Source organism: Bacillus sp. ISL-47, assembly GCF_018613175.1.
Lineage (GTDB): Bacteria > Bacillota > Bacilli > Bacillales > Cytobacillaceae > Cytobacillus.
The window spans coordinates 1-12854 of sequence record NZ_JAGGQS010000053.1 but is presented as its reverse complement, the minus strand read 5'-3'; the positions used below and the strand labels follow the sequence as shown (position 1 = coordinate 12854).

Sequence of the window (12854 nt, the reverse complement as noted above, 5' to 3'; positions counted from 1 at the left end):
CGAGTTTGTCGACAGTCTGAGGTATCCCAATACTATTGGGATACCTCTTTCTATTATAAATTCAAAAAGTAGATTAAAGTCGAACATATATTTTGCATTTTAGTTGTTCCTAATTTTTCTAATTAATCCAAAGATTAATAACCCAATTCAAAAACACTCTTTTATTAACCTTTATAAAGTCAGATACTGCTCCTGCAAAAAATCCACATACAATACCGCCTGACCCTGGATACCAAGACTTTTATTCTCCGGCTCAGACTTATCATGATGCCATACAACATGAATGCTTTTAAGCTGGCAATTAATTTCTTCAGTGAATTTCTGGCAAAATTCATAATGGACATCCTGGCTGTTTTCGGTTTGAAACGTAAACTCACTTTTAGCATTTGATATAGGCATTTCAGGCTTGCATAGCCATTCAAGATTGATTGTTTTCTCAAAAGGTAGTTGTGACGTTTTCATGTGTAATTTATCATTCATAACATACTGAATTTCCGCTGTAAGGACCCCTTTTACAAACACAGTATTAGAAGGGAGAAGCGTCAGGCAGCGCAATGATTCCACTGTCCATTCCATTTTTGTTATGCATTTTGCTGGAACGTCTATTGGCAGGCAATCAAATATATTAATCTCCACCTCAGATTTGGCGACTAAAACAGGCAACTTCACAATGGGACCCGGATGGCATGATTCTGAACAATGATCGTGAAAATCCAGGTCGTTTTGCTCCTGTTCTATATAGCGGCTGGATGACTCCTCATCTCTGCAGGAAGAAGATTCCTCACAGCTTTCAGTTTTAGCAGAGGATTCGAGTTCGGAAGTGAATTGATCCGTTAAGTCGCTGCTTTCTGATTTTGATTCCTTTAAACTGGAAGATGATTCATCTGGATACTCGGCCAGATCATCTTTTGATTCATCACCTAGCAGCATAGCTGAAAATTCTTCTAATAATAATGATATTTTTTGATATTTTTTATTTTCAATTTCCGATTCCGGTTCTGAATGATGGGCTTCTTTTAACATCTTCATAAATTCCTGCGTAGAACAGGATTCCTCCAGTATAGCCAAAACTTTATGCTGTAAACTGGATTCTTCAGCAGACTGCTCGTCAAGCATGCACCAGGCTTTTTTCAAAAGGCTTGAAAATTCTCCTTCATAGGAGGATTCTTCAGAGAAATCATGATTAGAAGTACTAGTGCTTTCTGATTCTTGAACAGTTTCTTCTTTATATACTGTTTGTTCCTCAAAGCTGGAAACGGATTCTTCATTTGATATGAATGATTCCTCTATAACAAAATCTATTGTGTTTTGGTCTGTTTCTTTAATAGCGGATGATTCATTTTCGCTAAAAGAGGACTCTGCAAGCAGGGCAAAGACTTCATCCTGGTTTGAAAAATCGCTCGAAGAATCTGATGAAGATTCTTCAAGCATAGAAATGAACTCTTCCTCTAATGAAGAAGAAGGATTTGGAGAGTGGGAAGAAGATTCATCGATCTGGATATTCTCTTCTGAGCTTTCTATATCAATTGCTGCATTTTCCTCTAATAATGATGAAAATTCATTTTCAAGTTCAGAAGTATCCACAGCCCATTCGGGTTCAGCTGGTATGTTTTTACTTTCTTCCGCATTCAAAATGGTTTCAAATGTTTCTTCAAGTTCAGCAGTAAATTCTTCTATTAATTTCGCGTGTTCTTCTGGAATGATGTCCTCCAGATCATTAAAAGCCTGCTCCTGAATATTTAAGTTATCAACGGATTCCTTTAAAGCGTCATTGATAAGTTCAGGCTCAGAATTTTGTTCTTGGTCTGTTTCGATCACCTGTACATGATTATCTGGTTTATCGGATTTATAAATAAAGCTGTTTGAAAATTTGCTTGGTAAAGAAGGAGACCAGCTGAGCATAGGAGAAAAGGGCGTAAGCATATCTTTTAATTTGTCGGGAATACGTGCACCTTTTCTTTTTAGAACTATACTTTTTTCTTTCTCAGGGAAAGACTGCGCTAATATAGGCTTTGGTTCAGGCTTTGGTTCAGCCTTTTCTGTCTGTTGCTTCTCAGAACGACTCACCTGCATTGCTTCCACTTTTGGAGGCGGTAAAATGAATGGGACCGCTCCTGCTTTTGGAGCAAAAATGGACTGTTTTTTTTTCCCTTGGCTGCGTGAAGACTTTGGTTCCTCCAGTTTTTTTTCTGGCTTGATACTGCTTCTTTTTTCTTCCCCTGAAAAAAAGAACTGCTGATGTTGTGCGGGAGGCATTTCACTTATTGTATGGGTATTGTAAATCCGATTATATGCTTTTCTCATGTCACTCATATTCTCAGGAAGGTGCTGCTTTTAAAAAGCATCCTCTCCAATCCCCCTCCTTACCTTTAAGATCATTCTCTTAAGATCATTCTCTTTGTATAAAATTAGTCACAGTGGTGGAAGCAGTCATGGTCATCATCATTGGTTGTGGACCTAACTTTGATTTGCTGTTTCTGCAGGACTTTAATCGTTATATCCAAAACCATTTTTTCTTCCACTTTAGTAAAATATCCCTCACCGATTGGACCTCCGCCTTTTGGAAGCGGGTGACGGTCAATTGCTTCATCCCATTCAATGATTTTGCTGCAAACCAGCTCACAAAATGGCAATTCGTTATAATGTTGTATGCTTTCTTGATGGAATTGTGACAGATCTTTAGTCTGCAATTCATCTTTTTCGGGATACCCGTGCGGGAGCGGCTTGGAAATTAGGAAATCAAATTCATTTCTATGGTTGGTTTCCGGCATAACCGGACAGGTTAAAAACTTTTTTACTTCTGTTACACATTGAAAGGGGACATCGACAGTATAAGAGTGTATTTCCGATGCAACTGTTTTTGCAGTATGCATTTCAATATCTGGGCACGGGGTCGCATATTGAATATTCTTACGGACAAAACCTTTTATAAACAGCTTGTTGGTTGGCAGCAAAAGCCTGCATTGTGTTAATTTAACTGACTTTTTTATATCCTTAATCTCCAAAACAGGTTCCGGAAAAGTGATTAAGGCATCTATATTAATTTGCAAGGAAATCTCAGCCAGCACAACTGGCACCTTAGTCACTATTTTGCCAATACTTACATGCGGGTGGTGCTCAATGTGGCTTTCGCATTCACAATGTCGGGTTTCAGCAACGCATTCATTCATATGTTTATCTTTGTGTGGTTCAGACATAATGGGCCCTCCTGAAATCAAGATATTGCATACTATGCATGACAAACGTCTATGTTTGGGCTTTTACCCATAGGCATATGCGGAATTGGCGTATTGCCAATTAATTTTTTATAAAATGGCTCTGTTAAACTTGCCTGTTGATTTCCGCTTCAGGGACTCGCTTTCCGCGGGCGGTCCGGGAGCCTCCTCGGCGCATTCGCGCCTGTGGGGTCTCCCTTTGACACGCTCCTCCCGCTGGAGTCTCGTCCCTTCCACTCCAATCAACAGGGTGCCAAAATCAACAATAATCTTTAACACAGCCTATAAAATAGATGAATGGCTAAAAGATTATGCAGGAAAAAATAATATCAATTTCTGATTTTATGAATATATTGATTGATGAGGGAGAGTAATATAAACAGGCCCTGTCATGACTCGGCAAGAGTCATAACAGGGCCATGGCTGAATCCTTTCGTCCTCGCCAAAGTTGGAAGGATTCTAATATTAATGTTTATACCCCAGGAGGAGTAGGTGGAGGAGAGGCTATGAAGACAGGCACTTGTTGATTTTGCAAAATCTTAACATTGAACTCCAGGAACATTTTCTCGAGAATGTTATGAAAGGCACCTTCTTCAAATGGAGCCTGCCCTGGAAGCTTCTTCCTATCTGTTGCTTCATCCCATTCGATAATATTGCTTGAAATTAACTCACAGAATGGTACTTGGTTATAAAATTGTGTGCTTACTTGATGGAATTGGGAAAGATCGCTGGAAAGAAGGTGATCCTTTTCAGGATATCCATGCCCTAAATCTTGTTCTCTGTAAATATCGAATTCCTCTCGAGTATTAATGAATGGCAATTGTGGCGGGTTAATAAATTCTGTGCCGGCTATTGTCGTTACACATTCAAAAGGTATATCAGTTGTTAATGACTTCATGACAGAAGATACACACTCATCTGTAGAATTTGGACACGGGGATGCATATTGTATATTTTTGCGTACAAAACCTTTTAAAAATAACCTTAAGTCTCTTCTTGCAAAAATAGTTGCGGGATCAGCACTTTCCGGGATTCCCGGAAGAAGCAGACGGCATTGGACAATTTTTACTCTCTTTTTAATATCTTTAATTTCCAGAACAGGTTCTGGGAATTTAATGTTAGCAACCAGATTTGTTCTAATTGTTCTTTCTGCAAGTGTTACAGGTACCCTTATAATAGCTGATGCACCAGGAGTTGTAATAGGGTTTGATCGAACATTCTCACACTCTCCCATATGTGCTGAGGTATGAAAGTCTACACAATCTTTATCTTTATTCATTCTTGTTTTCCTCCCTTGATTTTAGGTTCAAGTTATCCTATGCATTTCCATGGTCTATTGCAGTAGTACAAACGTGGAATTTCTCTTCTTTTCTTAGGCATTCTTTAAAAAAATTGATGGAGTACGGGCACAACTGGACTCCTACCCAGCATAAGATTCAAAAGGAGGAGTGAGGGAAAAATGGATAGACAAAATTTTCTTGCCGTTGATATAGGGAACAGCTGGTATAAAGCTTTGGCTTCAGATAGCGGAGTGGTATCCGAGTACCAGCTTCCCAATGCGATTGCACTTTTTGATGATGAGTTTTATGAGGTACCGTATGATGATGAAGATGTTATTTTTGAAGAGAACCTCATTGTTGAGGTGAAAAGCCAGGCAGTAAAGGATCGAAGAGAAATCTTTTATATTGGAAAAGCAGCCGCCAAGCAAAAGGACGTTAGTCTAACAGCTTTTAATAATCAAAAGGTTGATGAAGACCGAACTTATCTGCTTCTCTTTGGATTGGCAGCTTATCATGCAGCACTTCAGCAGACAGATGAAGTGGATATTGACTATACCATTGACCAATTGGCAGTGTCATTGCCGACTACACAGTACAAAGAGAGAAAATCAAGGTTAAAAGAGCGTTTAATTGGTACCCATACTATTATCTTTCATAAGGTACCCGGTCTGGCAGAACCAAAGGAGCTCACAGTGAAGCTTCATATCCAAGACGTGATTGTTGGGGCGGAGGGAGCATGCGCCTACCTTGGACTTACCCGTGACCAAGATACTTTAGGGGTTAAGAATGAAGACCTCGTAAAAGAGTCCAAAAAAGGGATTATTATCGGTGACCTGGGAGGGGACTCTGTAGACTTTGTGGGAATTAAGAACAACAAACCGGTTGCGTCTGTTGAAGGAGAGTCTTTTGGAATCAATCAATTTCTAGACCATATTATCCAAAAGGTCAGCAAGAATGAGCTATATCGGTTTGACTCAAGGGCAGAACTCGAAGAAAAACTGGCAGCAGGACAATCAGAATGGTATGTAGAGCCGTTTGCCGGGGTAAGGAAGGATATTAGCAAATACATTATTCCGCAGCTTAAATCAATGGCTATGAAGTATTTAGAGCACTTCGACAGGGTACGAAGCAGCTCAAGGGAAATAAAAGGAGCTGTCCGGTATATCGCAGTTGGCGGGGCAGCAAAACTTGCACAAAAACAGATCCAGGAAGCTGCTGTAAAGTGGTCTGAAAGAGGACGTCCAATAGAATTAATGTTCCCGGAGGATATGGAAAAGCTAAACGTTCTTGGATTAATGATTCTTGCAAAAATGAACCAAATAAAAAAAGAAAAAGGAAATAGCCACGCCGTTTCCGTTAAAGGTTAGGGATGATGCATATGTCCAAAACGTATACGGATTATTTCAATAAAACAGCCATAACGTTTACTGAGTCTTTTATTGATGTAAAAACCGGCAACAGTATTCCAATATCGCCAAAAGTACAGGAACAGATCGAATATCATTCAAAAAACCAAACTTTAAACCATTTAATCTTATCGGCTCTTCACAGTTATTTGCATCCCAGAAGAGCAGCCGCTGGCAGCCAGGATTTAATTTTGCAGGAAATATCAGAACTTAAAAAGCTGATAGAGGGTGGCAGTATTTCAATCAATCCTGCAGTGAAGAAACCGATTAATACGGATCCTTATCAAAGAGAAAAAGCTGCATTGGATTTAAATGAAGTGGAAGATGTTCTCGAAGCATTTGGCGGCTAACGAGCAAAAAGGTGCACCTAATAGGTACACCTTTTTATTTTGAGCACTTTTCGCATACAAGTTGTTTAATGTAACGGTGTCTCCTAAAAAGGCCCTCTTTATAGACGGACAGCCGGCAGACATGTTACTGCACAGAAACAGGAAAGATCCACATTGATACAAATGCCAGTAGGAATTAAATCTTCTACATTTTCACAATCAATTTGGCTGCATGGTGAACAAAAATCTTTTGATGCATTTTTGAAAGGATCTTTAGAGGTCTTGCAATGCTTAAAGGCCAGTAATTCAAGAACTGCGCATTTTCCATCGAAATCTTTGATCCTAAAAATAAAAGAAGTAATACAAGCGAATTTTTTCTCCTTTGAATGATGGGAAAACGTTGTAACTCCTGTTGCCTTGAAAGGTTCGCAGTCTCCGCAATAAAGGATAAAAGGGATTGTGTTCTTCTTTGGCTTTTTGGATCCTCCCAAAAGCTCATCAATGGAACCACTGCAGGATGTTTTGCAGTCATCCTCTTTTTTAACCTTTTTCTGTGCTTTAAAAATCGCTTCCAGGACCTCTTCTACACAATTTTCATGATGCTTTTTGTGGTGTTTTTTGACATCGCAATCATCTTTCATAGGCCAATGGCAATCACAGTCAAAATCGTGACTTTCACAAAAGTCATGATGCTTATCATAATCTTTATGGTTTTTCTTACCGCACATACCCATGTGTTCTCACTCCCCTAAAATATCGTTCCACCATTAGCATACGGTTAGGTCTGATTTTTCGATTGAGAATCTAGCCTATAAATATGAAAAAAATTATAAATAAGGGTACAGGGGCATGGTCAAGCATCACAATTATACTGAAACTGAATAAACAGCATAATCCCTTCTGTCTCATTAACCATATATTGAATAGGAAAATAAAAATATATTTAGGAGGGTATCTGTGAAAAAGCCAATATTTTTAGAGCCTGTTTTTCAAGAAAGAATCTGGGGAGGGACAGCTCTAAGGAATATTTTTGGCTATGATATACCAAGTGAAAAAACGGGAGAATGCTGGGCGATTTCGGGACATGCCAATGGCCAAAGCACAGTTATAAACGGTGATCTAAAAGGAAAGAAGCTGGATGAACTCTGGCGGGACAAGCGTGAATTATTTGGAGATCACCCTGCTGCCAAATTTCCTCTCCTAGTAAAATTACTTGATGCCAATTCAAATTTATCTGTGCAGGTTCATCCGAATGATGAATATGTTAAAAAACACAAAAAGGAGGAATTTGGTAAAAGTGAATGCTGGTACGTGCTGGACTGCAAAGAAAATGCGGAAATTGTGTTAGGACATAAAGCAAAGACAAAAGAAGAGCTCATCCACTTAATCGAGAAGGGTGAATGGGACAACCTTCTTAAAAAAATACCAGTTAAAAAAGGTGATTTTTTTTATGTTCCCAGTGGAACCATTCATGCTTTAGGTGAAGGGACGCTTATCCTGGAAATCCAGCAAAGTTCGGATACAACCTTCAGAATTTACGATTATGACCGATTGGATGATGAAGGAAAGAAACGTGAACTTCATCTTAAACAAGCTATTGAGGTAACTTCTGTACCCCATCATCCGCCAAAAGTTCAGCCAGTGACAATGAGTAAGGGAAGAAATCGTTTTATTAAGTTCATAGAATCAGAGCATTTCAGTGTCTGTAAATGGGAGATTACAGAAAAAGCAGCCTTGCAAAATGACCATAAATTTTTGCTGGTGAGTATTATAAGTGGGTGTGGTGTCTTAACAGTGGATGAAAAACCATATCTTTTAAACAAAGGAGACCATCTCATTTTGCCAGCAGCATTAGAACAATTTTATTTAGAAGGCAATTTTACCGCTGTTGTCTCAAAACCCAGGAATGTTAAGTTTGAAAGATTAGAACAAGGACATAGTTAAGATAAAAAACTAATAAAAAGCAAGCCTCCACAGGCTTGCTTCATTTTTTATAGAACATACATAAAAACACAAAGAAAATGCGCCATACTGCCCATCATAATGAAAATATGAAAAATTTCATGAAATCCCAAATGCTTAAACTCCAGGAATTTGGGTTTTACGGCATAAATAACTCCGCCAACTGTATAGAGGATGCCCCCAAGCAGCAATAAGGAAACACCCGCAAAACTTAGTGTTTCAGATAGTGGGGAAAAGGCAAATACGATAATCCAGCCCATTGCGATATATAGGGCTGTTGAAAGCCATCGCGGGCAGTTGAACCACACCATTTTAAAAAGGATCCCTGCTGCAGCTACCGCACTAACAATTGAAAACAAGACCCAGCCTGTAACACCATTGAGTGTGATGAGGCAAAAGGGTGTGTAAGAGCCGGCTATTAATACAAAAATCATGGAGTGATCAAGCTTTCTTAAAAAGGCAATGACTCTATCTTTACCCACCACCATATGGTAAGTAGCTGATGCTGAGTAAAGCAGGATTAAGCTGATTCCAAAGATCGTAACAGCCGCAATGGAAAGCGGTGAAGATGTTGTTAATGAAGCCTTGATGACCATTGCAAGCAGACCGACAAAGGATAAAATAGCTCCTGCCAAATGAGTAAGCCCATTGATCGGCTCCCGGATGTAGATTGTCATACAGTTTCCCTCCTAATGTAACAATATGTAGTTTTAATAACTATATACTATAATATAGACAAAACATTAAGTAGTCAACATTTACAACTTGTCCGTTTTTAAGTAAAATTTACTTAAAAGTTGGCTCTGTTAAAGCTTATTGTTGTTTTTTAGCACCCTGTTGATTGGAGCGGAAGGCACGAGACTCCTGCGGGAGTGCGGATCAAAGGGAGACCCCGCAGGAGCAAAGCGACGAGGAGGCTCCCGGACCGCCCGCGGAAAGGGAGTGCCTGCAGCGGAAATCAACAGGCAAATTTAACAGAGCCTAAACGTTAGGATTTGAGGGATAGCAATGGAATTGGAAAAAATAATGAAAGAAAATCAAATACAATTAGAAGACATACCAGAAATTGATTTATATATGGATCAGGTAATTCAGCTATTTGAGAATAAATTTGGCAGTTCAAAACGGAATGAAGAGGAAAAAGTATTAACGAAAACGATGATTAATAATTATGCGAAAGGGAAGCTATTTTTTCCTGTAAAAAACAAAAAGTACACAAAAGAACACTTAATTCTTATCGCCCTTATTTATCAGCTAAAGGGGTCATTATCCATTAGTGACATAAAAACAACAATGAATGGTATTAACGATCGGATTGTGGAGGGGGATTTTCATCTTGACCATTTTTATCAGCTTTTTCTGGATTTGACTGCACAAAACCTTGAAACCTTTAAAAATGATCTGCAAAATCAATTGAGCACTGTTAAAGTGGAGGGAGAAGCCCTGGAAGAAACAGCATCAACTGATCTTGAAAAAGTTCTTATGGTATCATCACTCGTGCATATGAGCAACTTATACAGAAAAGCGGCTGAGCGCCTTGTCGATGATTTAGCAGAAGAAAAGACGGACAAACAGGAAGGTTCGATGGATGCAAAACCAGAAAAAAAGAAAAGGTGAAAGCCTCACCAGGGCTATTTTTAATGAAGTGCGGGATTCAGTCATTTTCTCTGTCTTATTTGACATTATTATGTGGATTCCGAAGCTGATACTTAGGCTTTTTAAGAATTTATTTTAATGATTATCAGCCGTGAGTTAAAAAGCGGCCCTTCAATAAGGAGTTACGCGAGGAGTTTTTGCAACTTTAAGTTTGAAAAGCTTTTATCATCTTAATAATTTCATTTGCCAATTCATCCGTGTTTCCATCAAATAGATGGAAATTTAGGGAGCTTTGCAAATGATCAAATTGAATTTGATTGTTATCGATTTGATTAAATTGAGCAGACCAGTTTATCTCTGGGATAGCTACAATAAAGCGGTTATCCAATGTTTTTTGGATGAATACCTCAGCAGTAATATGTTCAGAAATCTTAATTGTTTCCGGCATAGAATTCATATTGATAACCTCCCAATGTTTGTATTTCATTCATTATAACAAGTTGGAACCTAAATTGATACAAACAGGCTATAAAGGAAAGAGCTTATATGGAAAAGGAGAACCCAGGAAGAGGGTTCTCCTTTTACCATTTTATTATCTTCCAGCCATAATATTTGAGGTAATCTCAAAAGAGCGAAGTCTCTCTTTATGATCATATATTTGGGCGTGTACCATGAATTCATCTGCCTGAGTATCATCTAAAAAAGATTGCAGCTTTTCTTTTACCGCAGCTGGCCCGCCTATAATGGAAGTGCCAAGCTGCTGTTCAAGAATCGCTTTTTCATAAGGACTGCACAATTCATTTATATGATCAACCGGTGGCTTCAGCCTGCCGGGCTTGTTGCGAATCATATTTAAAAACTGCTGTTGAATGGAGGTGGCGAGCCACTCAGCCTTTTCATCCGTATCTGCTGCAACCACGTTCACTCCCACCATCGCATAAGGCTTATCCAAAACCCCGGAAGGACGGAAGCTCCTCCGGTATAAATCAAGGGCAGGCAGCGTGTTGTCAGGAGAAAAGTGGCTCGCAAATGCGAAAGGCAAGCCCAGCTGGCCGGCAAGCTGCGCACTGTAGCCGCTTGAACCAAGGAGCCAGATCGGAATATTTAATCCCTCCCCAGGTATGGCACGAACACGCATGTTTTCTTCAGGATTGAAATAGCTTCTTAATTCTTTAAGCTGTTCCGGAAACTCCTGCCCGTCTCTGCGCTCTCTCCTTAAGGCCTGGGCAGTCAGCTGATCTGTTCCCGGAGCCCGGCCAAGTCCCAAATCAATGCGTCCAGGGAAAAGCGATTCAAGTGTCCCGAATTGCTCAGCAATCACTAACGGTGCATGATTTGGCAGCATAATGCCGCCTGAACCAACACGTATCATTGAGGTTCCGGCTGCAACATGGCCGATTACCACAGAAGTAGCGGAACTCGCTATACCCGGCATATTATGATGCTCAGCCAGCCAATATCGATGGTAGCCCCATTTTTCAGCATGCTGGGCAAGGTCCAGCGTATTTTGCAGCGATTGAGCGGCTGAACCGCCTTCTGTAATAGGGGCAAGATCCAGCACAGAGCAGCGGATATCATTCAATCTTTTCATCTATATCAGCTTCTTTCATTAACCAAATATAAACCGTCTATATTTTAACAAGAATATTTCGGTTTTCAAAATAAAAAGCTTGGTTATGATATCTTCTTAAACAATTAAGAATTTAAAATAATGGCTGATTTCGCATACTTTGTTGCTTTTTAAACAAGTAGTGAGGAGAGGTTGATTTCCGCTCCAGGATGCTCAAGCTTCCGCAGGAAATGCGGATGCATTTTCGCGGGATTAGCACCTTGCGCTCCAATCAACCAACCTTATTTATCACACTTTTTATTCACAGATCTATTTAAAAACAACAATCTTATAGAAAAACAGGCAAATTAATAAAAGCCGGGCAAAGAAAGCCCGGCTTTTATTTATAGAAATATAAAATAAATCATACCTGCCAATACAATACGATAAATGGCAAATGGAATGAGTTTTACCTTATTAATCATTTTTAAAAAGAAGCGGATGGATATTAAGGCAAAAACAAATGCGCTTAAAAATCCAGCAATAAAGAACGGCAGTGCATCAAGCGAAAAGTATTCCAGGTTTTTCAGCAACGAAAGCATACTCGCTCCCGCCATGATTGGCACAGCCATGATAAAGGTGAAATCAGCTGCTGCGCGGTGGGTGAGACCAAGCAAAACACCGCCGGAAATTGTTGAACCGGATCGTGAGAAGCCAGGCCAAAGGGAGAAACATTGAATTAAGCCGATCGAAAATGCCTGTTTATAAGTGATTTGGTCCACAGAAATTGTTTTTGGATTTGTCCCTCCAAAAATATCTGCAAAAATCATTAGCACAGCCCCAATAACTAATCCAATTAATACAGTCTCAGTAGAAAACAAATGCTCATCAATATAATCCTCGAACAATACACCCAGAACACCAGCAGGAATTAATCCAACAATCACTTGAGAGATTTTGAGGCGGCTTTCTCCCTCAGAATTCATACTATTGCGTCCGAGTCCCAGCATTTCAATAAACCGGTCCTTAAAAATAATAACAACAGCCAATATGGAACCAAGCTGAATGACTACCTTAAAAGTATTGGCCTCATATTTGGATAAAAACTCTTTTGAATGAAGCCACATATCATCCACAATGATCATATGGCCGGTAGATGACACGGGTGCAAATTCTGTCATTCCCTCTACAAACCCTAAAATGATCGCTTTAATAATTGTAAGCAAATCCATTTCCACTTTTAATATCTCCTTTAACTCTAAGTTGATAGATGCAATTTTAGCAGGCTCTTTTCTAAATATTGTTGTTTTTAAATAGATTTTGTAAATAAAAACATTGATAAATTAGGTTGGTTGATTGGAGCGCAAGGTGCGAGATCCTCGAAAATGCATCCGCATTTCCTTCGTGCGGTGATGATTCAAGGATGCTTATTCAAAGTCCAGCGGGAGGAGTGGGACAGGTGAGACCCCACAGGCGCTGCGCGCCGAGGAGGCTCACCGCCCGCCCCGCGGAAAGCG

General features: G+C 39.6%; 12 protein-coding genes. 4 read left to right on the top strand and 8 right to left on the bottom strand.

The annotated features are described in order from the left end of the window. Window positions 1–171: 171 nt before the first annotated feature. The 3 genes from J7I93_RS18285 to J7I93_RS18275 all read right to left on the bottom strand — a co-directional run bounded on the left by J7I93_RS18285 (window position 172) and on the right by J7I93_RS18275 (window position 4494). Window positions 172–2304: a hypothetical protein gene (locus J7I93_RS18285; RefSeq protein WP_214727359.1), complete on the bottom strand. Its 2133-nt coding sequence runs from the start codon at window positions 2302–2304 to the stop codon at window positions 172–174. Between the two features lie 104 nt (window positions 2305–2408). Next, entirely contained in the window at window positions 2409–3197 is a 789-nt protein-coding gene (locus J7I93_RS18280; RefSeq protein ID WP_214727358.1) for a CsxC family protein, read from the bottom strand. Between the two features lie 490 nt (window positions 3198–3687). Continuing rightward, a complete protein-coding gene (locus J7I93_RS18275; protein ID WP_214727357.1) occupies window positions 3688–4494 on the bottom strand; it encodes a CsxC family protein in 807 nt (268 codons plus the stop codon). A gap of 180 nt (window positions 4495–4674) precedes the next feature. Between J7I93_RS18275 and J7I93_RS18270 the strand changes: the two genes are divergently transcribed. Both J7I93_RS18270 and J7I93_RS18265 read left to right on the top strand, forming a co-directional pair. Next, on the top strand, window positions 4675–5862 hold the full coding sequence (locus J7I93_RS18270) for a ParM/StbA family protein (RefSeq protein WP_214727356.1): 1188 nt from the start codon (window positions 4675–4677) through the stop codon (window positions 5860–5862). An 11-nt stretch (window positions 5863–5873) separates the two neighbouring features. Next, a complete protein-coding gene (locus J7I93_RS18265; protein ID WP_214727355.1) occupies window positions 5874–6251 on the top strand; it encodes a hypothetical protein in 378 nt (125 codons plus the stop codon). A gap of 98 nt (window positions 6252–6349) precedes the next feature. On the opposite strand, the gene J7I93_RS18260 is transcribed toward J7I93_RS18265, so the two are convergent. Beyond that, window positions 6350–6964 (bottom strand): CotY/CotZ family spore coat protein, encoded by a 615-nt coding sequence (locus J7I93_RS18260; protein ID WP_214727354.1) that lies wholly within the window; start codon window positions 6962–6964, stop codon window positions 6350–6352. A 223-nt stretch (window positions 6965–7187) separates the two neighbouring features. Here J7I93_RS18260 and manA point away from each other — a divergent pair, with 223 nt between their 5' ends. Continuing rightward, window positions 7188–8174: a mannose-6-phosphate isomerase, class I gene (manA, locus tag J7I93_RS18255; protein WP_214727353.1), complete on the top strand. Its 987-nt coding sequence runs from the start codon at window positions 7188–7190 to the stop codon at window positions 8172–8174. Window positions 8175–8221: 47 nt separating this feature from the next. On the opposite strand, the gene trhA is transcribed toward manA, so the two are convergent. Beyond that, on the bottom strand, window positions 8222–8869 hold the full coding sequence (gene trhA / locus J7I93_RS18250) for a PAQR family membrane homeostasis protein TrhA (protein WP_214727352.1): 648 nt from the start codon (window positions 8867–8869) through the stop codon (window positions 8222–8224). A gap of 331 nt (window positions 8870–9200) precedes the next feature. On the opposite strand from trhA, the gene J7I93_RS18245 reads away from it, so the two are divergent. After that, on the top strand, window positions 9201–9809 hold the full coding sequence (locus J7I93_RS18245; RefSeq protein WP_214727351.1) for a DUF1836 domain-containing protein: 609 nt from the start codon (window positions 9201–9203) through the stop codon (window positions 9807–9809). 184 nt (window positions 9810–9993) lie between these two features. On the opposite strand, the gene J7I93_RS18240 is transcribed toward J7I93_RS18245, so the two are convergent. The 3 genes from J7I93_RS18240 to J7I93_RS18230 form a co-directional block, all read right to left on the bottom strand. Beyond that, window positions 9994–10245 carry a YueH family protein gene (locus tag J7I93_RS18240; protein WP_214727350.1) on the bottom strand — a complete coding sequence of 84 codons (252 nt, stop codon included), beginning with the start codon at window positions 10243–10245 and terminating at the stop codon, window positions 9994–9996. A gap of 135 nt (window positions 10246–10380) precedes the next feature. Next, on the bottom strand, window positions 10381–11379 hold the full coding sequence (locus tag J7I93_RS18235; RefSeq protein WP_214727349.1) for an LLM class flavin-dependent oxidoreductase: 999 nt from the start codon (window positions 11377–11379) through the stop codon (window positions 10381–10383). A gap of 362 nt (window positions 11380–11741) precedes the next feature. After that, on the bottom strand, window positions 11742–12569 hold the full coding sequence (locus J7I93_RS18230) for an undecaprenyl-diphosphate phosphatase (protein ID WP_214727361.1): 828 nt from the start codon (window positions 12567–12569) through the stop codon (window positions 11742–11744). Between the last annotated feature and the right edge of the window lie 285 nt (window positions 12570–12854).

Bases quoted from the DNA above. Each gene is read 5' to 3' on its own strand.
- J7I93_RS18265 (WP_214727355.1), top strand. From the start codon at position 5,874: ATGTCCAAAACGTATACGGATTATTTCAATAAAACAGCCATAACGTTT.
- J7I93_RS18270 (WP_214727356.1), top strand. From the start codon at position 4,675: ATGGATAGACAAAATTTTCTTGCCGTTGATATAGGGAACAGCTGGTAT.
- J7I93_RS18280 (WP_214727358.1), bottom strand. From the start codon at position 3,197: ATGTCTGAACCACACAAAGATAAACATATGAATGAATGCGTTGCTGAA.
- J7I93_RS18245 (WP_214727351.1), top strand. From the start codon at position 9,201: ATGGAATTGGAAAAAATAATGAAAGAAAATCAAATACAATTAGAAGAC.
- trhA (WP_214727352.1), bottom strand. From the start codon at position 8,869: ATGACAATCTACATCCGGGAGCCGATCAATGGGCTTACTCATTTGGCA.
- J7I93_RS18285 (WP_214727359.1), bottom strand. From the start codon at position 2,304: ATGAGAAAAGCATATAATCGGATTTACAATACCCATACAATAAGTGAA.
- J7I93_RS18260 (WP_214727354.1), bottom strand. From the start codon at position 6,964: ATGGGTATGTGCGGTAAGAAAAACCATAAAGATTATGATAAGCATCAT.
- J7I93_RS18230 (WP_214727361.1), bottom strand. From the start codon at position 12,569: ATGGATTTGCTTACAATTATTAAAGCGATCATTTTAGGGTTTGTAGAG.
- J7I93_RS18240 (WP_214727350.1), bottom strand. From the start codon at position 10,245: ATGAATTCTATGCCGGAAACAATTAAGATTTCTGAACATATTACTGCT.
- J7I93_RS18235 (WP_214727349.1), bottom strand. From the start codon at position 11,379: ATGAAAAGATTGAATGATATCCGCTGCTCTGTGCTGGATCTTGCCCCT.
- J7I93_RS18275 (WP_214727357.1), bottom strand. From the start codon at position 4,494: ATGAATAAAGATAAAGATTGTGTAGACTTTCATACCTCAGCACATATG.